General features: G+C 39.9%; 19 protein-coding genes and 3 tRNA genes. 3 read left to right on the top strand and 19 right to left on the bottom strand.

All coding sequences use genetic code 11. The features are described 5' to 3' along the window. Positions 1-185 precede the first annotated feature (185 nt). The 9 genes from DXA54_RS13200 to DXA54_RS13245 all read right to left on the bottom strand — a co-directional run bounded on the left by DXA54_RS13200 (position 186) and on the right by DXA54_RS13245 (position 10,121). Entirely contained in the window at positions 186-1,394 is a 1,209-nt protein-coding gene (locus DXA54_RS13200; RefSeq protein WP_120069194.1) for a glycoside hydrolase family 88 protein, read from the bottom strand. Between the two features lie 257 nt (positions 1,395-1,651). Then, positions 1,652-2,143, bottom strand: coding sequence for a DUF4488 domain-containing protein (locus tag DXA54_RS13205; RefSeq protein WP_004305582.1), 492 nt, complete (start codon positions 2,141-2,143; stop codon positions 1,652-1,654). 139 nt (positions 2,144-2,282) lie between these two features. Next, on the bottom strand, positions 2,283-3,686 hold the full coding sequence (gene asnS, locus DXA54_RS13210) for an asparagine--tRNA ligase (RefSeq protein WP_008776681.1): 1,404 nt from the start codon (positions 3,684-3,686) through the stop codon (positions 2,283-2,285). Positions 3,687-3,791: 105 nt separating this feature from the next. Then, on the bottom strand, positions 3,792-5,285 hold the full coding sequence (locus DXA54_RS13215; protein WP_120079686.1) for a pseudouridine synthase: 1,494 nt from the start codon (positions 5,283-5,285) through the stop codon (positions 3,792-3,794). Positions 5,286-5,359: 74 nt separating this feature from the next. Further along, on the bottom strand, positions 5,360-6,706 hold the full coding sequence (gene purB / locus DXA54_RS13220; RefSeq protein WP_049701810.1) for an adenylosuccinate lyase: 1,347 nt from the start codon (positions 6,704-6,706) through the stop codon (positions 5,360-5,362). 142 nt (positions 6,707-6,848) lie between these two features. Then, positions 6,849-6,953: transfer RNA gene (locus tag DXA54_RS13225), tRNA-Val, on the bottom strand. A gap of 221 nt (positions 6,954-7,174) precedes the next feature. Continuing rightward, entirely contained in the window at positions 7,175-7,600 is a 426-nt protein-coding gene (locus tag DXA54_RS13230) for a hypothetical protein (protein ID WP_048697546.1), read from the bottom strand. A gap of 576 nt (positions 7,601-8,176) precedes the next feature. Beyond that, entirely contained in the window at positions 8,177-8,812 is a 636-nt protein-coding gene (locus DXA54_RS13235; protein WP_060451305.1) for a recombinase family protein, read from the bottom strand. A 283-nt stretch (positions 8,813-9,095) separates the two neighbouring features. Continuing rightward, on the bottom strand, positions 9,096-10,121 hold the full coding sequence (locus DXA54_RS13245; RefSeq protein WP_117611317.1) for a DUF3871 family protein: 1,026 nt from the start codon (positions 10,119-10,121) through the stop codon (positions 9,096-9,098). 761 nt (positions 10,122-10,882) lie between these two features. Between DXA54_RS13245 and DXA54_RS13250 the strand changes: the two genes are divergently transcribed. Together DXA54_RS13250 and DXA54_RS13260 are read left to right on the top strand one after the other, a co-directional pair. After that, the gene (locus DXA54_RS13250) at positions 10,883-11,077 is read left to right on the top strand and encodes a hypothetical protein (protein ID WP_120079688.1); all 195 of its coding nucleotides are present in this window, start codon (positions 10,883-10,885) and stop codon (positions 11,075-11,077) included. 258 nt (positions 11,078-11,335) lie between these two features. Continuing rightward, positions 11,336-12,154 carry a helix-turn-helix domain-containing protein gene (locus DXA54_RS13260; protein ID WP_120079690.1) on the top strand — a complete coding sequence of 273 codons (819 nt, stop codon included), beginning with the start codon at positions 11,336-11,338 and terminating at the stop codon, positions 12,152-12,154. Between the two features lie 150 nt (positions 12,155-12,304). Here the strand turns inward: DXA54_RS13260 and DXA54_RS13265 are convergent, their stop codons facing one another. From DXA54_RS13265 to yaaA, 9 genes are all read right to left on the bottom strand, one after another. After that, the gene (locus DXA54_RS13265; RefSeq protein WP_120079692.1) at positions 12,305-14,122 is read right to left on the bottom strand and encodes a DEAD/DEAH box helicase family protein; all 1,818 of its coding nucleotides are present in this window, start codon (positions 14,120-14,122) and stop codon (positions 12,305-12,307) included. Then, positions 14,119-14,574 (bottom strand): hypothetical protein, encoded by a 456-nt coding sequence (locus DXA54_RS13270; RefSeq protein ID WP_128131327.1) that lies wholly within the window; start codon positions 14,572-14,574, stop codon positions 14,119-14,121. The genes DXA54_RS13265 and DXA54_RS13270 overlap by 4 nt, the downstream gene beginning before the upstream one ends. A 55-nt stretch (positions 14,575-14,629) precedes the next feature. Beyond that, positions 14,630-15,139 carry a hypothetical protein gene (locus tag DXA54_RS13275; RefSeq protein ID WP_060451281.1) on the bottom strand — a complete coding sequence of 170 codons (510 nt, stop codon included), beginning with the start codon at positions 15,137-15,139 and terminating at the stop codon, positions 14,630-14,632. A gap of 188 nt (positions 15,140-15,327) precedes the next feature. Further along, the gene (locus DXA54_RS13280; RefSeq protein WP_131797394.1) at positions 15,328-16,176 is read right to left on the bottom strand and encodes a hypothetical protein; all 849 of its coding nucleotides are present in this window, start codon (positions 16,174-16,176) and stop codon (positions 15,328-15,330) included. 67 nt (positions 16,177-16,243) lie between these two features. Continuing rightward, complete coding sequence (locus DXA54_RS13285) at positions 16,244-17,452, bottom strand: site-specific integrase (protein ID WP_060451283.1); 1,209 nt, start codon at positions 17,450-17,452, stop codon at positions 16,244-16,246. Between the two features lie 119 nt (positions 17,453-17,571). Then, positions 17,572-17,646: transfer RNA gene (locus DXA54_RS13290), tRNA-Val, on the bottom strand. A 34-nt stretch (positions 17,647-17,680) separates the two neighbouring features. Next, positions 17,681-17,755 (bottom strand) — tRNA-Val (locus tag DXA54_RS13295). Between the two features lie 186 nt (positions 17,756-17,941). Then, on the bottom strand, positions 17,942-18,487 hold the full coding sequence (locus DXA54_RS13300) for a sugar O-acetyltransferase (protein ID WP_004305590.1): 546 nt from the start codon (positions 18,485-18,487) through the stop codon (positions 17,942-17,944). Positions 18,488-18,490: 3 nt separating this feature from the next. Further along, a complete protein-coding gene (gene yaaA / locus DXA54_RS13305; RefSeq protein WP_120079694.1) occupies positions 18,491-19,264 on the bottom strand; it encodes a peroxide stress protein YaaA in 774 nt (257 codons plus the stop codon). Between the two features lie 138 nt (positions 19,265-19,402). Between yaaA and DXA54_RS13310 the strand changes: the two genes are divergently transcribed. Beyond that, on the top strand, positions 19,403-21,385 hold the full coding sequence (locus tag DXA54_RS13310) for a family 20 glycosylhydrolase (protein ID WP_120079696.1): 1,983 nt from the start codon (positions 19,403-19,405) through the stop codon (positions 21,383-21,385). Between the two features lie 101 nt (positions 21,386-21,486). Here the strand turns inward: DXA54_RS13310 and carB are convergent, their stop codons facing one another. After that, positions 21,487-24,708, bottom strand: a complete 3,222-nt coding sequence (carB, locus tag DXA54_RS13315) for a carbamoyl-phosphate synthase (glutamine-hydrolyzing) large subunit (RefSeq protein WP_004297184.1) — start codon at positions 24,706-24,708, stop codon at positions 21,487-21,489. Positions 24,709-24,727: the final 19 nt, after the last annotated feature.

The raw sequence follows: 24,727 nt of genomic DNA on the forward strand, positions 1-24,727 counted from the left end.
TGAAGAATTTATCGTAAAGATAAGTATTTTCAATTCAATCTGATAAATGAATCCCGTTTTTTAACTCATATAAAGGACCGGTATCGGCTCAAAACAGGGTAACCGCGCCAAAGTCCGACAGTTACGAATTCATATTTTAGACGCGGTTGCCCTGAATTTTATTTTTTTTACGGTTTCTCTTCAAGTTAGTAAGACGGATTTTCTGATTTTTCTTTCAGATCTTTATAACGCTTCAAGGCTTCCAGATAATAATAATCAGCATAATTGAGCGGAGTATCAATTTCACTGTCGTGCGGGAAACTGCCAACCGAATGTAACAGGATGAAGCCATGATTTTCTCCTTCCTTGGCCAAATAATCATCAGAGGATAACTGTTTCAGGATATGCTCCGCATAACGGAAATATTCTTCCCCTTGTTTCTTGTCGCCATAACCACTCAACTCCAGCAATGCAGAAGCTGTTACGGCAGCTGCAGAAGCATCCCGCGGTTCATTCGGAATATTGGGAGCATCATAATCCCAATAAGGTACATAGTCATTTTCGGACGGACGGTGATCGATAATGAACCGCGCTATTTTATGAGCGGCATCCAGATAGTTCTGCTGCTTAGTGAAGCGATAACACATGGTATAACCATACACTCCCCAAGCCTGTCCACGCGCCCAAGCGGAAGAATCGGCATATCCCTGAAAGGTTCCTTTCGACTCTACCTCACCGCTATCTGCCAGATAGCTCACCACATGGTAAGAGGTCATGTCCTCCCGGAAGTGATTCTTCAACGTTTTGTCAGCATGAGAGATGGCTATTTCACGATATTTCGGATTATTGGTTTGCTCCGAAGCCCAGAACAGCATTTCAAGGTTCATCATATTATCAATAATCACCGGATAACTCCAATCGCCGAAATCCCACGAACGAATCAGTCCGACTTCCGGACGAAAACGGGAGCACAAGCTTTCTGAAGAATGAATCAGAATCAAACTGTCCGTTGGCTCCGGTTTCAAACGGATGCCCTGCCCATAACTGCAAAACATCATAAAACCCAAATCGTGATTACCTGTATAATATTGCATATCCTGCAGACGGTCCGTATATTTACGCGCCTCTTTTGCGAGAGCCTCATCACCGGTCAACTCGTATGCCAGCCACATGGAACCGGGATAGAAACCACTCGTCCAATCTGTGGGGTGCTCCAGTCTGTACTTTCCTTCTTTGATAGAACGGGGAAAACAGGCGGTATCCGGTTCATTCTTCAATTGTTCTGCCATATAGAGCAACTGATGTCCCGATGTTTTCACTGCATGATCGAACCATGCCATCTCATTTCCTTTTGAAGCATCGCAAGCAGTCAGGAGCGCCATACTCCCTACCGCTAGTAAAAGTTTGTTTTTCATTGTTCCACTTTATTTTGTTACTGTATTCTATTACTGGCAACAAAGTTAGAGCAAGTCGCGGACAAACCCTTTGCAAATCTATTTTTTCATTTTTGTTTCTATTTCTACGGACTTTGATTTTGTCCAAAAGTGCTTTGTTTTTATCTTTTATAGAAAAACAGGCACGGATTTTACCAAATAAGCTGTTGTCAGGCATAACCAAACAACTATGCAGCCTTTTGCAAAATCCGTGCCTCCACCAAAAAGTACGCGCTCTTCTATCTCACAATATCTTCCGGAAATTTAGCCGGCATCTCCACCCTCTTCCAGGTTTCATAATACCAGGTGTTCAACTCATTTCCATTCAAATCATTCTTGATAAAATATTTCAGATGGAGATAATCATTGTCTTTAATCTCAAATTCCAAAATATTGTCCTGATTGTCCAGCATCGGGAGATGAATGTTCTTCTCGATACTTTCCTTATAAGAATCGTCCGTGAGTTGTTTATAAGTACCATATCCAGTAATAATCGCATCCGCACCGGGAATAATGGTAAAGTTAACGATTTGTCCGTCATCACTCAACACTTTAAATGTATTACTGGGTTTCAACGCTCCCGGAACATCGGGAGACTCGGATACATAATGGCAGAGCTGCCAAATACCTTTCAAATCGGCCGCTTTGAATTTGGTTTTCTTCTGGGCCGTCGCACCTGTTACCGCTAACAACATTATTGAAAGCATGGTAAAGAAATAGAGCTTTTTCATTGTTGTATTATTTTAGTTAACACTCTCGAATGCGTATTTCCAAATATAAAGATTTATTTTGAGAATACAGCAATTCAGAGCATAAAAAAACTCGCATAACCTGAAGATTATGCGAGTTTTACATAAATATACCGAAATATTAGAAATCAGCATTTCTTGGTGTACGCGGGAACGGTATCACGTCACGGATATTCGCCATACCTGTTACAAACAATAACAGACGTTCGAACCCTAATCCGAAACCGGAGTGAGGACAAGTACCGAACTTACGGGTATCCAGATACCACCACATATCCTTCATCGGGATGTGCATTTCTTCAATACGGGTCATCAGCTTGTTATAGTCGGCTTCACGTTCGGAACCACCGATAATTTCACCAATTTTCGGGAAAAGAACGTCCATGGCACGTACAGTCTTACCGTCTTCGTTCTGCTTCATATAGAAGGCCTTGATTTCCTTCGGATAGTCAGTCAGAATCACCGGACGTTTGAAGTGTTCTTCCACTAAGAAACGTTCGTGTTCGGAAGCCAGGTCCACTCCCCAGTAAACCGGGAATTCGAACTTATGTCCTTTCGCAACAGCTTCTTCAAGAATCTTGATACCGTCTGTATAAGGCAAACGTACGAAATCATCTTTCAATACACCTTGCAGACGTTCAATCAAGCCTTTGTCGAACATATCGTTCAGGAACTTCACATCATCCGCACAGTTATCCAACGCCCATTTCACACAATATTTGATGAACTCTTCTGCCAAGTCCATGTTGTCTGTAATGTCGTTGAAAGCCACTTCCGGCTCAATCATCCAGAACTCTGCCAAGTGGCGGGGAGTATTGGAGTTTTCGGCACGGAACGTAGGACCGAATGTGTAGATAGCTCCCAAAGCAGTAGCTGCCAACTCACCTTCCAGCTGACCGGAAACAGTCAGACTTGCCTGCTTACCGAAGAAATCATCTTCGTATGAGATAGAACCTCTCTCGTCTTTCTTCAAGTCATACAGGTTCATGGTAGTCACCTGGAACATCTGTCCGGCACCTTCACAATCGGAAGCCGTAATGATCGGCGTATGGAAATAGAAGAAGCCCTTTTCATGGAAGAACTTGTGAATAGCAATCGCCATGTTGTGACGGATGCGGAACACTGCACCGAATGTATTGGTACGCGGACGCAAGTGAGCAATCTCGCGCAAGAATTCCATAGAGTGGCCTTTCTTCTGTAATGGATATGTATTATCGCAAGTACCCAGCACTTCGATTTCACGAGCCTGTACTTCCACTTTCTGACCGGAACCTACTGATTCTACCATTTCTCCGTTCACGCTGATACAAGCGCCGGTAGTAATCAGTTTCAGCATCTCTTCATCGAAACCAGCCAAATCTACTACGATCTGCAAATTATTTATTGTAGAACCGTCATTCAGTGCGATAAAGTTTACTTGTTTGCTACCTCTACGGGTGCGAACCCATCCTTTCACATTGACCATAGCGCCAATATCTGTGCGCTTCAACAGGTCAACAATTTTTGTTCTACCAATCTTTTCCATTTAACTTTTTCTTTTTAGATACAAGAAGACGAGGTTTCAAATGCAGGATGAATTCTTTCCTGCTTTCTTTCCCCGTCCTCTGTCAAGTTGTTATTTATTGACTTATTACTCAAACGAACCCATGCGGAGGTAGTTTACTTCTGCTTCCGACAGGTAACGCCAGTCTCCGCGACGCAGACCTTTTTTGGTCAGCCCGGCGAAGAATACACGGTCGAGTTTTACTACTTTATAACCCAGTGATTCGAAAATACGGCGAACGATACGGTTCTTACCGGAGTGAATTTCGATACCTACCTGGTCTTTCTTGAAATCATCTGTATAGCTGATTGCATCTGCATGGATTTCACCATCTTCCAACTGGATACCAGCTGCAATCTGCTCCATATCTGCTTTAGTCAGGTTCTTGTCCAGATGAACATGATAAATTTTCTTCTTCAGGAATTTCGGGTGTGTCAGCTTGGAAGCCAGATCACCGTCATTCGTCAGTAACAGTACACCAGTCGTGTTACGGTCCAGACGTCCTACCGGATAAATACGTTCGTTGCAAGCGCCTTTCACCAAATCCATTACTGTACGGCGTTCCTGCGGATCGTCCGATGTAGTAACGGTATCTTTCGGTTTATTCAGCAATACGTATACCTTGCGTTCGATGCTTACCGGTTCGTCGTGGAACTTAACCACATCCGAACGTTTGATCTTCGTACCCAATTCCGTTACCACTTCACCGTTTACAGAAACCACACCTGCTGTGATAAATTCATCAGCCTCACGACGGGAGCAAACACCTGCGTTAGCCAGGAACTTATTCAGACGAATCGGTTCATTCGGATCAACGAACTGTTCCTTGTACTCGATCTGTTTCTTTACGCTATACTTAGCGTTCGGATCATAATCGCCGGTACGCGGACGAGGACGATATCCTCCTTGACGGTCGTTATTATATCTCGGACGATAACCTCCACCGCCGTTGTTGCTGCGATAGCCGCCACCTTCACCGTTATTGAAACGGGGACGATACGGACGATCACCACCTTCACGGTTGTAAGAAGGACGTTGAGGACGGTCGCCACCTTCACCGTTATTAAAGCGGGGACGGTAAGGACGGTCGCCACCTTCACGGTTGTAGGAAGGACGTTGAGGACGGTCGCCATAAGACGGACGCTCACCACCTTCGCCGCTATTGAAACGGGGACGTTGAGGACGGTCATAAGAACCACCTTCACGATTGTAAGAAGGACGTTGAGGACGATCATAAGAACCACCTTCGCGGTTGTAAGGACGTTGCGGGCGTTCGCCTCCTTCATTGTTGTTATTGAAGCGAGGACGATACGGACGATCGCCACCTTCACGATTGTAAGAAGGACGTTGGGGACGGTCGCCATAAGAGCGGTCACCGTACGAACGCTGCGGGCGTTCGCCTCCTTCACTGTTGGCATTAAATCGCGGGCGATACGGACGATCCCCGCCTTCACGGTTGTAAGAAGGGCGATACGGACGTTCTCCACCTTCTCTGTTGTAAGACCTGTTACCATCACGGCCGGCACCTGTATTCTCTTCATTGAAAGAATTTTCGCGCCATTCTTCGTTTTCTGTGCTCATTTTTTTATTCGAATAAAATTAGACTTTGGCCTCACGGCCTATTTAAAAAACACGTTTATTATATAAGTAAACAATTAAAGCCCCGTATATGTATGGGGAGTGATTGCTCTTAACTCTTTTTTAATATCTTCGCTTACATTCAATTCTTCGATAAACTCTTTAATAGAACTTTCTGTAATAGCTTGGTTGGTGCGGGTTAACGCTTTCAAAGCTTCATACGGATGCGGATAAGCCTCACGGCGCAGGATTGTCTGAATAGCTTCTGCCACTACACTCCAGCAGTTATCCAAATCACGATAAATAGCCGGTTCGTTCAATAACAGTTTGCGCAATCCCTTCAAAGAACTCTGGATGGCAATCACGATGTGACCGAAAGGTACACCGACATTACGCAACACCGTTGAGTCTGTCAAGTCACGCTGCAAACGGGAAACAGGAAGCTTCACAGCCAAATGTTCCAGAATAGACGTTGCTATGCCCAGGTTACCTTCCGCATTTTCAAAGTCAATCGGATTCACTTTATGCGGCATGGCACTCGAGCCTACTTCTCCGGCTTTGATCTTCTGCTTGAAGTACTCCATAGAGATATACTGCCAGAAGTCACGATTCATATCCACCATAATGGTATTGATACGCTTCATAGCATCAAAAACAGCAGAGAGGTTATCATAGTTCGAAATCTGCGTTGTATATTCTTCGCGTTCCAGTCCCAGCTTTTCTGCAACAAACCGATTGCCGAATTGTTTCCAGTCATATTGAGGATAAGCCACGTGATGCGCATTGTAGTTTCCGGTAGCACCGCCAAACTTAGCAGTAAGCGGACATGCTTTCAACATAGCCAACTGACGTTCGAGACGGTAAACAAATACCATCACTTCTTTACCCAGACGGGTAGGAGAAGCCGGCTGACCGTGAGTTTTGGCAAGCATCGGAATGTTAGCCCATTCTGTCGCATAGGTTTTCAACTGTGCAATCAGCTCTTCAATCAACGGGTAATAAACCTGCTCCAATGCCTCTTTGATAGAAAGAGGAACAGACGTATTGTTAATATCCTGAGAAGTCAGTCCGAAGTGGATAAACTCTTTATAGTCATCCATTCCGCCCATTTTGTCAAACTCTTCTTTCAGGAAGTATTCTACGGCTTTCACATCGTGGTTAGTTACACTTTCGATATCTTTAATGCGTTGTGCGTCTGCTTCGGAGAAGTTACGGTAGATATTCCGTAAAGTTTCAAACACGCTACTATCGATTCCTTTCAATTGCGGCAAAGGAAGTTCGCACAAGGTGATAAAATACTCCACCTCTACCTGTACACGGTATTTAATCAGTGCAAATTCAGAGAAATAAGCTGCCAAAGCTTTAGTTTTGCCTCTATATCGACCATCAATCGGGGATATGGCCGTTAATACATCAAGTTCCATACGTTTTCTTAGATAATTATCAGACTGCAAAATTAACTCTTTTTCCTGAGTTATAAGGTAAAAGGAGAAAGAAAGTTTGTATAAAAGAGGTAAGAAATAAAAAAAGTCTCACGAATTTCTTCGTAAGACTTCCTTTTTTGTGTGGGCGTTGACGGATTCGAACCGCCGACCCTCTGCTTGTAAGGCAGATGCTCTGCTTCGGCTTCGAAGGCTAACGCCTTCAAAGCTACCAGCCAGCTAAACGCCCTTTTCGCAGTTTTTATACGATAGTCTTACGACCTCTTTTTGCCACTGGTTTACATATTGGTTTACACCGCCATGCAATCAAGATAGATTAATACTAAAATTTATCGTTAATTACTATATGCAAAGATAACTCTATTTCTCCGTGTTTGCACATAGAAATCAATAAAAAAACAGCAAATGAATTTCTTCAAATGCTGTTCTTTCTATGCACGATAGGATGATTTACCTTTTTATCATCTCATAGTTTTCTTCTGAATTCTCATCTGTAGCAGTAATATGTAACTCTGTCTTAGTCAGTTTAGTTATCGTTATCGACTTACCCGCTAACCAACCAGAATCTCTCAAAATAAGCTTATTACCATTAATAGAACTTGCAAAATAATAAGTATGGCTACCGTCACTATATCCTCCATTGCCGTCTGTATCTTCAAAGAAGATATATTCTCCAGAGACATCCTCTGTCCAATTCTCCTTTTGATTATTGTCATCATACTCCCAACCATAACATTTAATCATATCCCAAGTACCTTGAAGATTAGCCAAAGAAATTTCGACTGAATTTTCTTCTTCATCATCGTCGCTACAAGAAGTAAAACCTGCACATAAAGCAATAACCAATAAAGTTGCAAAAAATCTAAATGTTTTCATATTCTGTAAATAATCTTTTCGTTAATAATTTAATTTGTAGTATAAGCTGCTCAAAAAATGAGTTGGCTACTTAAAAGATAGTAGCAAAAGTTGTTTCTTAATGTCTGATTCGTAGTTATATATCGTTTTATCTACCCTGTTCCCTTTGGATAGTATTATACAATGAGAAAAGCGTGGGAACTTGAATATCACAGTTCAGAGGTATCGCCAAACACCCACAACTCAATGATAAACAAGCCCACGCCAAACGATATATAGACTATCTTAACAAGATAGGTATATAACATTGACGTGAGCGTTCTTGCTTATCACCTTGAGTTGTTCATTAAATTGGCGATTTTCTGAACAAGGTAATATCTTAAACGCTCTTCGTTAACTAATATGTCCTTTCAGCCCCAACACATTAGGTATCTGAAATTGCCACAAAGTTACGAAAAGCGTTTGTAATAGCAAGAACTATTGTTTATTAAAAGTTGAGAGCTGTCTCTTCTTAGTAAATCCAAGTAGGTAGAAAATTTGTGATTGCCTATATAAGAGCAAAATCTTAAAATTTTCTACCCAACTGATAATTTATACCTATGGCTTTATAAACTGATTTTTTATCCGTTGAACGGTGGAAATACCAATACTTTGTAGCTTAGCTATATTTCTGATTGAATAGCCTTTTCTTAGTAAAGCAATGACTTCTTTATATTCCTCTTTTTTCTTATCATCCGTTTTGGTTGAACCTGTCTTTCTGCCAAGTTTACCACCTTTGGCAATATAATTTGCCCTACCACTATTCAAACGGTATTGGATATTACTTCTTTCGATATTTGCCATTTCCGCAAGTACTGTCACCATGATAGATGCTATTGGATTAACTTCTCCATTTGCTTGCAAAGTATATAAGCCCAAGTTCTGTATGTAAACCGATACTTTCGATTCATGCAATATATCTAAAGAGCGAAGAACCTGTAATGTACTTCTTCCTAGTCTTGACAATTCAGACAAAAGTAGAATATCCACAGATTCACGTTTACAGTATTTCAAACATTCTCCTAAAATCTGTCTTTCCTCTATTTTCTTTGCACCTGAAATATGCTCCTGGAATATGTTTACTATTTCTATATCCTGTGAGATAGCATATTTCTTTAAATCCTCTATTTGTCTGCTCGTGTCCTGTCTGTCATTACTTGACGAAACACGAGCGTATATTACGGCTGTTTTCATTTTATTCTTTGATTAAATTGATAACATGAAAGAATGTGTTCAAACCACCTTTGCAGATTTATTTGAACACATTCCAGTTTTGAACACTAACGAGGTTTATTCGCTTCCTCAATATCCCATAAGCCAACTAAAAGAATAAGCAAGATTAACGGAACACAACCTGTTATAAAAGACAATACCACCCAAAAGAGCCAAACAAGTATCTTATAATAAAACATGATTTTTTGTTTTACGTAGTTAATAAAATAGGAGAATACCCATTTCTGAATATTCCCCTGTTTAATCAATCAATAAACCACTTATATTTAGTGTCTCCATGCAAAGCGGCATTTATTCCCGTTGCTATTTCGGTTGCATTTACCGCTCTATCCAAGAATGAATCTATATAACTGCTCTTGTTTGCTCCTGTCAATAGATTGTACAATTTCCACATACTAATATCATTCCCCAAGCTCCCAAAATTCTTATCATTGATATATGCTTTTGCAACTGTATTTATTTGTGAATCAGTGATAAGCATTTTAGGAATATCTTTTTGATAACCTTGTGGTAATGATTGATAAAGTCTCATTCTACCAAGTAATTGGCAAAATTGATGTTCTGTGAGATATGAGTTACCAAGTGTTTGCATTAAGTGTAGATGTTTTGCAGGTTGGTAACTCTGAAACATTTCCAATACTGCTTGATATAAATCTTTGGTATTAGTAACTTCCAAACAACTAAGAAAACCGTCTGTTGATACACACAAGTTTGTACAAACTTTACAAGTAAAGCCAATAAATACCTTAAACCTTTCTGCTCCTTTCTTTGAATACAGATTTGTGTGATTATAAGCTCTCACACCACCAATAGTAAGAGTTAGCTTATTTCCGTTCACCGTTTCGTAAATCGTAGGAATCTGAATAATAAAAGCACATCTTTCGTAGTAGATAGTCTTGTCACTTTCAAGAAGTTGATTTGCAGGTTTGTGTATTGCTTCGGGGATTCTTCCCTTGATAATGTGACTTACACGAATATCGGGCTTATCAATGCTTTCACCACTGAAAAATGCATTTGCAGCGTCATAAACAGTATCAATAAATGCAGGGTGAGGAATTGTAAGCTCATTGTCTTTGGCAAATACGGGTGTAATACAATCTTCTTTTAAATGTTGCATTGTTACCTCCAGCGTATTGGCTTCCAAGAAATGAGGATTTTCTTTTTTAACTTTTGGTTGTTCTTCGATTATTACCGCTTCTTCTGCATACTCACCAAAGTTACTTTCTCTTCTTACCTGTGGCACATTGCCAATAATTTGTAGATTTCTCATAACGAATAAAATTTTAAATGATTTATAAATTGATTACGTGGATTGAAATATATTTCATTTCTCTCCAACTACCCTCGGGGGGCGTAAAAGTGTACTCTTCACGTGTTCATGTAACTTTCAATTCAGTAAATCATAGGAGAAATGAGCTGATATATATTTAAGCTCTTATTTTTATAGGTAGGGGGGATTATATATAAGTACCTGTACTTTATTGCACGCATATCTTTCTACTCTCCACAAATGGAACTACTTTAGACCATTACAGAATGTGGCATAACCATATAACCAATGTTTGAAGAATGAGTATCATTCATTTTTTAGCTTCCCCAATTATTCGTAAATTTGTGTATCCCATGAAGGAAGGATTACCGTATTACATTGAGGGCTTTTTATCTCCATTTCCCAATTACTATCAATGTGGTAAATTCATTTCTTCGCAGTCTTTCATAGATAAAGCCATGTCTGATAGATTTTATTGCAGTCGCCTATATACTAGTATTAGACGACCTTTTTCATTTTTGTAGCATAACCATAAAAAGTAGGGCAATTTGACGTCTGCCCTACCGCTTGTGGTTATGAAAATTTCTTCTTATTACCTACCATGTCAGAAGTATATACCTATCAAGAATTACGTGAATTAGCCTTGAAACACGGAATCAGAGATAATAAAGTCCATATCGGTGTATGGTTACAAACACAAGGCTATCAAAAACAGAGAATACAGATTAACCACATTAGAAAAACATTTTATTTAAAATCCCATGATTGAGACAAGAATCCCAATAGTACCTGACACAAGTACCACCCTTACAGATGAAACAACAGAACACATTGTAAATCGCAAGGTAACAATCAAAATAGACAGAGATTATTTAAAAAAGAAGTATGCAGAACTATACGAGCAACTGGCAAAAGTTGCAGAAAAATATCCTTATACTCCGAAAAACAACTTGTAAAAAAACAGGGGCACGCTCATGTAAAAAAACAGGGTGGACTATACTACTAACCATTGGAAAATAACTAATAAGCATTGCCTTCTTTCAGAAGTCAAAAGCACATTCTAAATCTTATTTTTTTCATGTATGTAAATCAGCTAACCAATGAAACTTATATAGACAGAAAGGAAGCCAAAATAAGTCTCGGAACTTCCAATTTCAACAGATTATTAAAAAAGAAGATTATTTATTTTATCAACGGACAACCATTTGCCAACTATGGGATACAGAATAATACCAGCAAGCCTAGCCATAGGGCTTACAACAAATGAAGCATATACTTATTTTTGTTTATTAGCGAAATCTGATTACAACACTTACATTTCACACGTAAAGCTTGAAACGCTATCCCAATTGACAGGAATAAGCAAGACCGAATATATATCCAAGCATATCGAGAAACTAATAAAGAAAGGGTTACTACGGAAAGATACACAACAGAACATTGGCAACAAAGGTGTGTTCAATACCTGTACGTATTATCTATACAAACCACAAACTGACTGGATTAGAATTGACTTGGATTTATTGGAAGAAAACATTCCTAACAAACTCAAAGCTTTCCTCATCTTATTAAAATGTATCTGCCTAAACAACACCAATTACACAGGATACAACAAAAGTGAAATCTGCAAGAAACTAAATATATCCCGACCGACCTTAGATTCTTATCTCAATCAGTGTATCGACAAAGAACTGATAAAAGAAGAACAAGACGGATACACACTTACAAATACACATTTATTCAAAATAGATATTGTCAAAGGAAAGGATGATGACGAAGTTTATACAAAGGTATATATACCAATGGCTGATTTTTTCGCATCACAAAACATTACAATACCACCATATAATAAAAAAATAGTAGGAAAAATCATCGACCATTATAGCGCATTACCATTTTTAGCAGCAGCACTAAAAAAACGAAAAATACCGGAAGGAACTGTTTGTACTTGGAAGTATTTAACTAAAGTCTTGAAGGTAAATATCGTGGAAAAACCTCGTCCCATACCACCAAAGGTTACTCTTATCATGTAAAAATCAACCTTTACAAAAAGAGATTCGCTCCGTGATGAGTAAATCTCCTTTTTGCTACTAAGTTATTCTTTTAGTCGCTTATTTCAAAGTAAGGGACATTTTTCGAACAGGGTCTATAAAAGTGTTTTTCTTCAAAAAATGTCCTTCGCATTATAATATTTCCTCAATCAGCAAATAACATCTTTCACCTCTGACTTTGCATTCGGACACCATAAAAAAATCGCTTATAGTCTTACTTGTTATGGCTTTAGGGGGATGTATATTCAATAGAGCATAAATTCTCTTTATTTCTTCTTTGGTATATTTACGAGTGTATTTTTGACCAACAGTAAATGAGTTCTTTATTAAGCGAATTACCTCTGTTCCGGTTGCCTTCTCACTGTATTGCTTCTGTATCATGGCTTCCGTGATTTTCTTTTTGGAATATTTGAGTTGTTCAATCACTTCCTTACCTACTGTATCATAAGCTTCAACAATAAATGAATCAGCCGCAATTAAATCCCGCTTGTATTCCAGTTCCATTTCAGTAACACAATCTCCCAACATCTCCAACTGGCGGACTATCTCTTTACGCTTGTCTTTAATGGATTGAGATTTATTTTCCCTCTTTAGCCGTTCAAAGTCACCTATCGAATAGTAAAATCCATGTTGATAAGAAATAAATGAATCACAATTATCGTATGCCTCGTTTAGAGAGCCTTTATCGTAATAATAATTTTTCATCAATTCCTCATCTATGTAGTTGTCTATTGCAAACCAATTCTCTCTCCCGTTCCTATCAAGCATCTTATTAAAAGGAAGACTTTCCAGTGCAGCACGGTAAGCATCACGGGAAGCCCTGTCTGCTGCACAATCATAAAAGTTCTTCATTGTTCGATATATCTCCTTGCTGCAAACAATATATCCTTTTATTTCTTCTTTGCTTCTTTGGGGCAATCCTTTTTTGGTATTACTTATATAGGTAATTGACGAAACTCCATTTCTGAATCGTCCTACTATCTGAATTGCGTCTGTATATGGGTCTATCATAGTATGTTCCGCAAAATAGACATCGGTCAGCATTATAACATGAGGTTGCTCTTCCAACTCCATATCCACAGCATTGAAAAAGCGGCTTGTGAAAAAGTTGTACCGCTTCATTTTATCCTTGTTCCACTCTTCATAAACATTACAGAATCTATTCTTTTTTAGTTTATCAACACTTTTTGGAGCACAAAAGACTGCGGAATCTTCCAACAGGTCTAGTTGCTTCATCAATGAATATATAATATCGGTTGAATTGATAAACACACAAATGGGAAGTGGCGCAGCTTCCTCATTGTCTAGTTTGGATAATACAGTTTTTAATGCTTGCAGTGTATTATTCGTATGATGCAGCCAAAGTTCCTTTTTATAATCGAAGGTCGGCTGTATTTCTATCATTTTAAAATTCTGTTCCTTAAATCGAGGGTCATTCAATTCTATTGGTGTGGCAGAGACCAATGCTTTTTGGTCAAATTTAAAGAAATCATCTATCGGTAGTGTTATGTTATTCCGGTAATCCGCATCCTTCACTAGCTTATGACATTCATCAAACAGAAGAAAACAAGAACAATGCGCACTCATTTCCAGTTCTTCAAATGCGTCCTTTACTTTCTGAAAACTTTCAGGAGTAGTAAGTATCTTATAATACTTCTTCTTGCTCTTCTCCAAGTAGTTTACAATATCGTCAGTATATACACCTTCATATACTCCGAACAGATTATCATCTTTATGTTTAGGGTCATTGCACTTACCAATTATAACAGGAACATTCGGCTCAATGATAATCGAGTTACGTTTTGCTGTGATTTCTCCATAGGTAGCACCAAGTCCGGTCAACTTCTTATAAAGAATAGTATTCGTGGGAATTTCGGGAAGAACTTCGGTAAGGTATTGCACCTTATCGAGTTCATTCTTGCTTACTTGAATCTGTTTCGTTGTTGTCATGCCACTGCTTTTATCGTTTCAATGTAATTCATTATTATATCCGTTCGTCTCATCCGGAAGAATATTTTTCCATTGTTTAGAGATAGTAATGCAGAAACGAAACAGAACGTTTCTCGCAACGTGGGAACAAATTGTATTGCATACCCCATATCTATCAGAGATTTCAATGTATCAAATTGAAAGTCAAAACCTTCATACGGATTGACCTTCATCGGAAATATCCCAAAATCCTCATCATCTCCATTCTTCAAATATTCCCACAGCCATTTCCATGACTGTGGAGAAAGCTGATACATGAAGCGTCGAGTATTAATAGTTTCAACCCAAACGCTAGGGATATTATCACTGTTTTCCATAAATTCGATATTGATTCGTAAACGACATTTCATCATAAGTTTTATTTGCGAATGAGCCGCCTCATTGTCGTATGGTAACCGGAAATTTATTTTCATATAAAAAAGAATTAGGAAAGGGAGAGAATAAACTCTCCCATTGGATTCAACATTATTAGGCAATCAACTTGAAGGTTACAAGATTATTCTCTGCAAGGAATTGTTCAATCTCGTCAGTACGCTTCACATAGTAGTTCACTTCCCCTCGGAAAAACTTGGATACAACATGCAGGTAGCTTGCATCTTCTGTTACAAAATCCTTAAGAAAAATCAACTTTCTACCTGAAAGAGCATCTTGCTTGAACATTTCCGTTTCCAGTGCTTCAATCTCCAATGCGAGATGTTCTGTCATTAGATACTCATCCACCTTCATTTTTCCGTTCAAAGCGTTCACCACAATTTCGAGTAATGCTTCGTCAGCCCATGTTGTTATTTCCTCTTTTCTATTCCCGAAATCTGCCATGATTCGAACCTGTGCCTTGCCAGCAACTGTCTTAAAACGCACTTTCAGCTTAGCATTTCCAGCCCATGCATTAGCAAGACGTTCCACTGCGTTGCTATCCACTACTGCATTATTATTCACTCCGTTTTCAGTTTGTAGTTTAATTTCAAAAAAATTTTTCATTGTTTATTATTTTTATTCCGCCTTCTGTTCTGTTCGGGCATTCAGGCAAGGCATCACTTAGTGCACATCAGTTTTGCGCTTACACCGATAAAGCTGCAAAGGATATGCTCATGCCACAAAAAAAGGGAACAAGAAAAATACGATTTCCTGTCCCCTTTTTATCGGTCTAAAATAAAATGAATACTATATCACATATAAATGCTATTAAATGTATTTATTGGAGTATCTTTATATCGCCTCAAAATGACTTTTATATAATCACAACTATCTAATAGACTTTTATTTACGAGTATTCCGGTATAGTATATAAGATTAGATATTAATCGCTTCTCTTTATCTGATATTCCTTTGGTCTTTTTCCCTCTTTTTGCTACTATATTTTTCCGGGAATCAAGAAAGCGAATTATCATATTAGCAAAGAAATATGCCACAATGGCAGAAGAAAAGCTAACATTTTTACTTGGGGAAATATGACTAGTTGTCAGTCGACTATTACATTCAACAGTATCAAGCCGTTCATGGCACAATGACGCTAAGTATGAAATAGTACGGTTATTTTGCATCGTTATCACCTTCTTCCCCCCTATCTTCAATGTCAGTTCAACGGGCACATCAAATACAGTATCCATTGGTGTTTCTTTACTATAAACTTCAAGGATTGAATCAGAAAAGATTTGCAGTTCTTCTAGTGGACTTAATGAACACTCCCACCCATTGGCAAACTGCCCACGACAATAATCATGTACAAATAGAAGTAGATACCAAAATTTATCGCAATCAAGTTGTAATTGATGTAACAAAGAAACAATCTTGCTACTCTTTACATAAGATGAATAAGTAAATGGAATTTTGAGAAGTCCGTTATTATATCGTACCTTAAATATCTCCGGTGCAGACGAAGGAAGTTCATACGTTTGTTGACTTTCCTCGTCAAAATCAAAATCCGGTGTATATATCTGTGCAAGTAGAGAAACATACTCTAAAAGTTCGTATTCCTCTTTCACATACTGGTAAAGTGTGAATTTCTGAATTGGCATATCGTAATAATTATGCTGTAAAGATAAAAAATGCCGCTTCACCATAAAAGTAAAGCGACATTTTATTTCAAAGAAGATTCTTCATTGCTTCATCTATCTGCTCATTTTCAAAACTATCCAAATAAATCTGTGTCACCCGTTCGGAGCTATGTCCCAAAGATTCACAAATAATAGATGTTGGCACACCCGAACGTTTCAAAACAGTCGCATAAGAATGGCGGGCAACATAAGTCGTTAAATTCACATCAACCTTCGCAATTTGGGCGACAATTTTCAAAGACTTATCAACTTGCCCCAAAACTTTATGCAGCCTATTTTCCCTTTGCGTAGCAGTTATATGTCGAGTTACATCTAAAATAGGAAAAAGAAAACCTTTACCACCCTTATAATATTTATCAATAATCGCGCTGGCATTTTTCGTAAGGCACAGATTTATCTGTTTCCCTGTTTTTTGTCTGACATAAAACAATCTACCATTTAATATATTCTCCTTTGTTAAACTAGCCACATCACAGAAGTTTATTCCACCACACAAATAGCTAAAGACAAAAATATCTCGGCTGAACTTTACATATTCACTCTTACCTGTTAAATCAGCAGAGATAATCTTCAGTACATCATTCTTCGAAATAGCCCTTTTATCTGTATGAACATTAAACTTATTGATATGAAAATCTTCAAACGGATAATACTCCTTTCCCACACATTTTCTTTTTATAGCTTTATTATACACACTTCGCAAAGTACGAAACTGAATACTTATAGTTGTCTCCTTGTTGCCTTTCGCACGCAACCAACTTTCATAATTCAAAAGCCAACCTTGCGTTATATCCTCAAAACAAATATCAAGATTATCCCCCGTAAACGAATTTAAAGAGTTATACGAGCCTTTATAAGCACGTCTATTACCAAGTTTACCATTTCTCTCAAATTCGTCTATCAAAGCCAAATAAAACTCCCCCACAGTCATGTGCTGGGTTCTTTCGGTCTCCTTTAATAAAGAATAAACAGAATATTCTCTTTGCCTACTATTAAACTCCAGTACCTTTCTTTGCAATTCTTCTTTCTTAGCTAAAATAATTTTCAGAATATAATCACGATTAGGACACTTAGGCTTAGGTTCACCCTTCAAAAAGTTCCAATGTTTGGGATTCACAGAAATACCAAGACTCTGATATTTTCTCTTTTTATCTTTAGTGATTTGAAGCATTAATGGGCTCTCACCATTAGAAAGTGTTTTGGATTTGTAGCAAACTACTGAAATTGAAGCATTCATGTGTCATTTTCCGGTTTACATCTCGGTTTACATCACCGTGCAAAAACCATTCATAAACCAAGTTTTGACGCATAAAAAAAATCAGATAGCTAACAGTGTAACTATCTGATTTCCAGTAGTGGGCGTTGACGGATTCGAACCGCCGACCCTCTGCTTGTAAGGCAGATGCTCTGAACCAGCTGAGCTAAACGCCCTTGTTAATGAGCCGGAAGTGTTTCGTTTTTTGTGTGGGCGTTGACGGATTCGAACCGCCGACCCTCTGCTTGTAAGGCAGATGCTCTGAACCAGCTGAGCTAAACGCCCGTACACTTCCGTTTCAAAAGCGATGCAAAGGTACGGCATTTTTTGAATTCTGCAAACATTTCATGTATTATTTTTCAAGAAAGTTTTTGCGCAATAAAGAAAAGCTCTGATTATCAACAAATAATACAAAAAAGTTTTTTTCTCACAACTTTCACTTCGTCCAGTCTGTCTACCAGATAAAGCAACTTATTTACGAATCACCCGTGCCGGATTCCCGACTGCAACACTGTCGTCGGGAATATCTTTCGTCACAACACTCCCCGCTCCTATCACACAACGATTACCAATCGTCACACCGGGACAGATAATAGCTCCGCCACCAATCCAGCAGTCTTCGCCAATCGTCACCGGATAAGCATATTCCTTAGAGCCTCTTCTTTCCTGATAATCCATCGGATGATGAGGCGTATAAATCTGCACACAAGGACCGACCAGTGTATGAGCACCAATTGTGATATATCCTCCATCCAGGAAAGTGCAATTGGCATTAACAAACACATGTTCACCCAACTTGATTCCGTCTCCGTGATCGCAATGGAAAGGCGGGCATATAATGGAAGTTTCAGGAATCCCCGGTACCAACTTATCCAATAATTCTCTATAACCCTCATCGTACGTACTCATTCCCCGCATACGTGCCAATAGTTTTTTGGCATGTTCAAAACGTACCTGCAACTCCGGTGCAGACATATCAGCCAACTGGCTACTACGCATCTTCTCAACTTCCGTCATACCTTATATTTCTTTGCCGTTAGTAAATACAAACTTCTTTTCGTTCGAAAGAGATTCGTTAAATTCAAACCCTTCCCAAGAGAAGCTTTTCAGATCCTCCGGATTTTCAATTCGATTCTTCAGAATGAACCGTGTCATTTCACCACGGGACATTTTGATATATATCACTATCGAAGCCAATTTTCCATCCTTCCATACTTGAAATTCGGGAGTGATGACATGCACCTCTTTTTCCACCCGCTTCCAATCAAACAAGCTTTTCATCTCGTCACTGGCCAAATTGCAAAGTATGCCGCCGGCTTTCTTGATGTCTTCAATGAACACATCCGTCAAACGGGACTGCCAATAAGAAAACATCGTCTGATTACCCAGTTCAGGCAGCACTACATCTCCTTCCAACCGATAGGAACGAATAACGTCCAAAGGCCTCAACAGTCCATAACAAAAAGAAGTCAGCCGCAAGTGTTCCTGCGCATATTCAAATTCTACTTTCGAGAAATCTTTTGCATTCAACCGTTTGAACACAATTCCGGTATAAGCCAATAAAGCAGGCAGTTCCGGTGTACCCTCCGCATGAAAAGCCTGATAACGCTTGTAATTTTCCACAGCTATTTTAGCATTCACACGCAACAGGCGTTCCAGTTCGTCCACCGAAAACTGTGACATCTGCAAAGCAATCCCGGAAGCTTCTTTTTGAAATCGTGGAACCGTTTTCAAAGGAACTTTCACCTTTGAAGTTTCACTCATAGTCTTGGCACAAGATAGAAGTACTAACATTGTTAAATCTGATTTTATCTTTTCGAAAAACAAAAATAAAAAATAAATCGCTTCTCTTGCTGGCTAATAGACAGATTATCCCTAAATTCAGCCAATAATTAACTTTAATCATTTATTAATAACAAAAACACCCCCATTATGACACACACACTAATCCCCCTGAAAGTGTTATGCTTATTGACAATCTTCTGTTTGTATGGCAGTTTATCCTATGCCAGCGTAAACTCTAAACCTTTTGTTGTCCCCGAACTCAAACAATGGACAGGAAAAGATGGTAATTTCACTCCGGGAACAAATGCGAAGATAGTATGCACCTCTGCAAATCCAGAATTGCTGAGAATAGCCCAAATGTTTGCCGACGATTATCAGCAAATGTTCGGAAAAACATTAAGCGTAACTCAAGGCAAAGCCACACCCGGAGACTTCATCCTATCACTGTCAGCTGACAAAAAGCTGGGAGAAGAGGGTTATGAAATCAAGATTACCGATCGGATCACGACTTCTGCTCCCACCCCGACAGGGCTTTACTGGAGCACACGTACCCTCTTGCAAATAGCAGAACAAAGCCAGGAGCACTCATTTCCCAAAGGAATAATCCGCGACTACCCCGACTACTCCATCCGGGGATTCATGATAGACTGCGGTCGTAAATTCATTCCGATGAGCTATCTTCAGGATCTGGTAAAAATAATGGCTTATTACAAGATGAATACCCTGCAAGTCCATCTGAATGATAATGGATTCAAGCAATATTTTGATAACAACTGGGACAAGACTTATGCTGCTTTCCGTCTGGAGTCCGAAACTTATCCGGGACTCACAGCCCGCGACGGTTCTTATTCTAAAAAAGAATTTATTGATTTTCAAAAACAAGCTGCAACCAACTTTGTAGAGATTATACCGGAAATTGATATTCCGGCACATTCATTAGCATTCACTCATTACAAACCGGAAATTGGGAGCAAGGAGTACGGAATGGATCATCTTGACTTATTCAAACCGGAAACCTATCAATTTGCAGACGATCTGTTCAAAGAATACCTGAAAGGTGACGACCCTGTATTCGTAGGCAAGCGTGTGCATATCGGTACCGACGAATACTCGAATGCCAAGAAAGAGGTAGTAGAAAAACTCCGGGCTTTCACCGACCATTATATCCGGCTGGTAGAAGGCTTTGGCAAACAAGCCGTGATATGGGGCGCTCTCACTCATGCTAAAGGAGACACCCCTGTCAAATCAGAAAATATCATTATGAATGCCTGGTATAACGGATATGCCGACCCAGCAACCATGATAAAAGACGGCTACCAGCTAATCAGCATTCCGGATGCAATGGTTTACATTGTTCCATTAGCTGGTTACTATCAGGATTATCTTAACGAGGTATTTTTATATAAAGAATGGACACCGGCACATATCGGGAAAGCCGTATTCGAAGAAAAGCACCCTGCTATTCTCGGTGGCATGTTTGCCATCTGGAACGACCATGCAGGTAATGGAATTTCCGTGAAAGACATTCATCACCGTGTATTCCCTGCGTTACAAACTCTAGCAGTAAAGACATGGACAGGGAAAGAAACCAGTCTGCCATTCGAAGTGTATAATGAAAAGCGTAGTGCTATCAGTGAAGCCCCCGGAGTCAATCAATTGGGAAGAATCGGCAAGAGTCCGGCATTGGTATATGAGCGTTCTACCGTTGCTCCCAGCAGCACTTCCACTTACCCGGAAATCGGCTATAATTATACAGTCAGTTTCGACATTACCGGAGCACCAGAGAAAAGCGGAACAGAATTGTTCCGTTCACCCAATGCCGTATTCTATCTAGCAGATCCAATTCGAGGGATGATGGGTTTTGCACGCGATGGTTATTTGAATACGTTCCCATATAAAGTGAATCCGGGAGAGAAAGCGACCATTCAGATTGAAGGCGATCATCGTAGTACCACACTCAGAGTAAACGGAAAGGTTGTTGAAGAAATGAACATACAGAAATGTTATTTCAATGCAGGAAAAGATTCTATGAGTTATATACGCACATTGGTTTTCCCGCTCGAGAAAGCCGGAAACTTCAATAGCCGGATAGAGAATCTGAAAGTACACAATTATCGTGTAAGCAAATAACAGAAAACATCTATTCGCAACAAGACAACTTAAACAAAAAACTCCCCCTTTGGCATTCCAAAGAGGGAGTTCTTTTTATTTTGATAAACAGCTAAAGCAGTTTATTTATATTCCTGCCAGCTCTTGATCTGAATATCACCCAATTTCAATTCACAGAATGCTTCGATAAAGGCACTTGCCAGACGAGCATTTGTAATCAATGGAATGTTGTGATCGATTGCACCACGACGGATACGATAGCCATTCGTTAATTCACGTTTGCTATGATTCTTCGGAATGTTTACGATCAGGTCAAACTTATGGTCAGCGATCATCTTCATTACATTATTCTCTGCACCTGGTTTCTCATCCGGCCAGTAAACCGGAGTCGCGTCTACTCCATGAGCATTCAGGAATGCAGCAGTTCCGGCAGTAGCATAAATCTGATATCCCTTAGCAAACAGCATACGGCTGGCATCCAGCAAATCCACTTTCGACTTCATAGCACCGGAAGAGAACATTACTGCTCTTTCAGGAATCTTGAATCCGGTAGCGATCATTGCATTCAGCAATGCTTCAGAGAAATCATCACCGATACATCCAACTTCACCTGTAGAAGACATATCCACACCCAATACCGGGTCAGCCTTGTGCAGACGAGAGAAAGAGAACTGAGATGCTTTTACACCAATCCAGTCGATATCAAATGCAGATTTATCCGGACGTGAGTACGGAGCATCCAACATGATGCGGGTAGCTGTTTCGATGAAGTTACGTTTCAGTACTTTAGAAACAAACGGGAAACTACGAGAAGCACGCAAGTTACATTCGATTACTTTCACTTCGTTGTTACGAGCCAGGAACTGGATATTGAACGGACCGGAGATATTAAGTTCTTTAGCAATCTGACGACTGATTTTCTTGATACGGCGTGCCGTTGCAAAGTAAATCTTCTGTGCCGGGAATACCAGTGTAGCGTCACCGGAGTGAACACCGGCAAATTCCACATGTTCAGAAATTGCGTATTCCACCACTTCACCATTCTGGGCAACAGCATCAAATTCAATTTCTTTTGTATTTTCAAGGAATTGAGAAACAACTACCGGGTATTCTTTAGAAACTTCGGCAGCCATCTTCAGGAAGTTTTCCAATTCTTCGTCATCGTAGCAAACATTCATAGCAGCTCCCGAAAGAACGTAAGAAGGACGAACCAATACCGGATAGCCTACTTTTTCTACGAATCCTTTCACCTCTTCGAGACTGGTAAGTTCCATCCATGCCGGCTGGTCGATACCCAGTTGGTCAAGCATAGCAGAGAACTTGTTACGGTTTTCAGCACGGTCGATAGAGATCGGAGAAGTACCCAATACAGGAACCGACTGGCGGTAAAGTTTCATAGCCAGGTTGTTCGGAATCTGTCCACCTACAGAGACAATCACACCGCGAGGTTGTTCCAGATCGATTACGTCGAGTACACGTTCGAACGAAAGCTCGTCGAAGTACAGACGGTCGCACATATCATAGTCAGTAGAAACCGTTTCAGGGTTGTAGTTAATCATGATAGATTTGTAACCCAATTTGCGGGCTGTCTGAACGGCATTTACCGAACACCAGTCAAATTCTACAGAGCTACCGATACGGTAAGCACCCGAACCCAGTACGACTACTGATTTTTCATTCTTATAATAGTTTACATCATAACCTTCCACTGCATAAGTCATATACAGATAGTTAGTCAGTTCCGGATGTTCGGAAGCAACTGTATTAATACGTTTTACAGCCGGGAGGATACCCATAGATTTACGATGAGCACGCACTGCCAGGTTTTCTTTCTCCATGTTTCCGGTTGGATTCAGTACGAAACGGGCGATCTGGAAGTCGGAGAAACCTAACACTTTAGCTTCACGCATTACATCGGCAGGTATATCTTCTACCTTATTATAGGTAGACAGTTTCGCTTTGTAGTCTACGATATTTTTCAGTTTGCCAAGGAACCATGGGTCAATCTTTGTCAGGTCATGAATACGTTCGATGGTATAACCTTCTTCCATTGCTTGTGCGATAGCGAAAACACGCAAGTCTGTCGGACGAGAAAGCTCTTTATCAAGATCGTCAAAGTGCAGTTCGTCGTTACCTACGAAACCGTGCATACCCTGACCAATCATACGAAGACCTTTCTGGATGATTTCTTCGAAAGAACGGCCGATAGACATGATTTCACCTACCGATTTCATGCTTGAACCGATTTCACGGGATACACCGGCAAACTTCGTCAAGTCCCAACGAGGGATTTTACAGATATAGTAGTCAAGTTGCGGAGCTACGTATGCAGAATTCGGAGTCCCCATCTCACCAATCTGGTCGAGTGTATAGCCAAGCGCTACTTTAGCAGCAACGAATGCCAACGGATAACCGGTAGCTTTAGACGCCAATGCAGAAGAACGGCTCAAACGGGCATTTACTTCAATCACACGGTAGTCGTCCGTATCAGAGTTGAAAGCATACTGAATGTTACACTCACCCACGATACCGAGGTGACGGATACATTTAGTAGAAAGTTCTTTCAACAGAGTCAATTCTTTATCATCCAGTGAACAGGTAGGAGCCACTACGATTGACTCACCGGTATGGATACCCAGCGGGTCAAAGTTTTCCATGCTGGCTACTGTGAAGCAATGGTCGTTAGCGTCACGGATCACTTCAAATTCGATTTCTTTCCAGCCTTTCAACGATTCTTCTACCAGAATCTGTTTAGAGAAAGCAAAGGAGCTTTCAGCCAATTTCAGGAATTCTTCTTCGTCGGCACAGATACCGCTACCAAGACCACCCAATGCATAAGCAGAACGTACCATGACAGGATAACCGATTCTGCGTGCAGCAGCAATGGCATCTTCCATGTTTTCTACTGCCTGGCTAACCGGAGTCTTCATCTCGATTTCGTTCAGTTTCTTCACGAACAAATCACGGTCTTCTGTATACATGATAGCTTCTACCGATGTACCAAGCACCTTTACTCCGTATTTATCAAGAATACCCTGTGTGTAGAGTTCCGCACCGCAGTTCAACGCAGTCTGTCCGCCGAATGCCAGCAAGATACCATCAGGACGTTCTTTCTTGATAATTTCTTCTACAAAATAAGTATTTACGGGAAGGAAATACACTTTATCGGCAATACCTTCAGAAGTCTGAATGGTTGCGATGTTCGGGTTTACCAATACTGAGCTGATACCTTCTTCTTTCAAAGCTTTCAGTGCTTGTGAACCAGAGTAGTCGAACTCTCCGGCTTGTCCGATTTTGAGTGCTCCAGAACCCAAAACGAGAACTTTCTTGATTTCCTTTTCCATTTCTTTTGTTGTTATAATA

Origin of the sequence: Bacteroides sp. OF03-11BH (assembly GCF_003604005.1) — a bacterium.
In the GTDB taxonomy this organism is placed as follows: Bacteria; Bacteroidota; Bacteroidia; order Bacteroidales; family Bacteroidaceae; genus Bacteroides; species Bacteroides ovatus.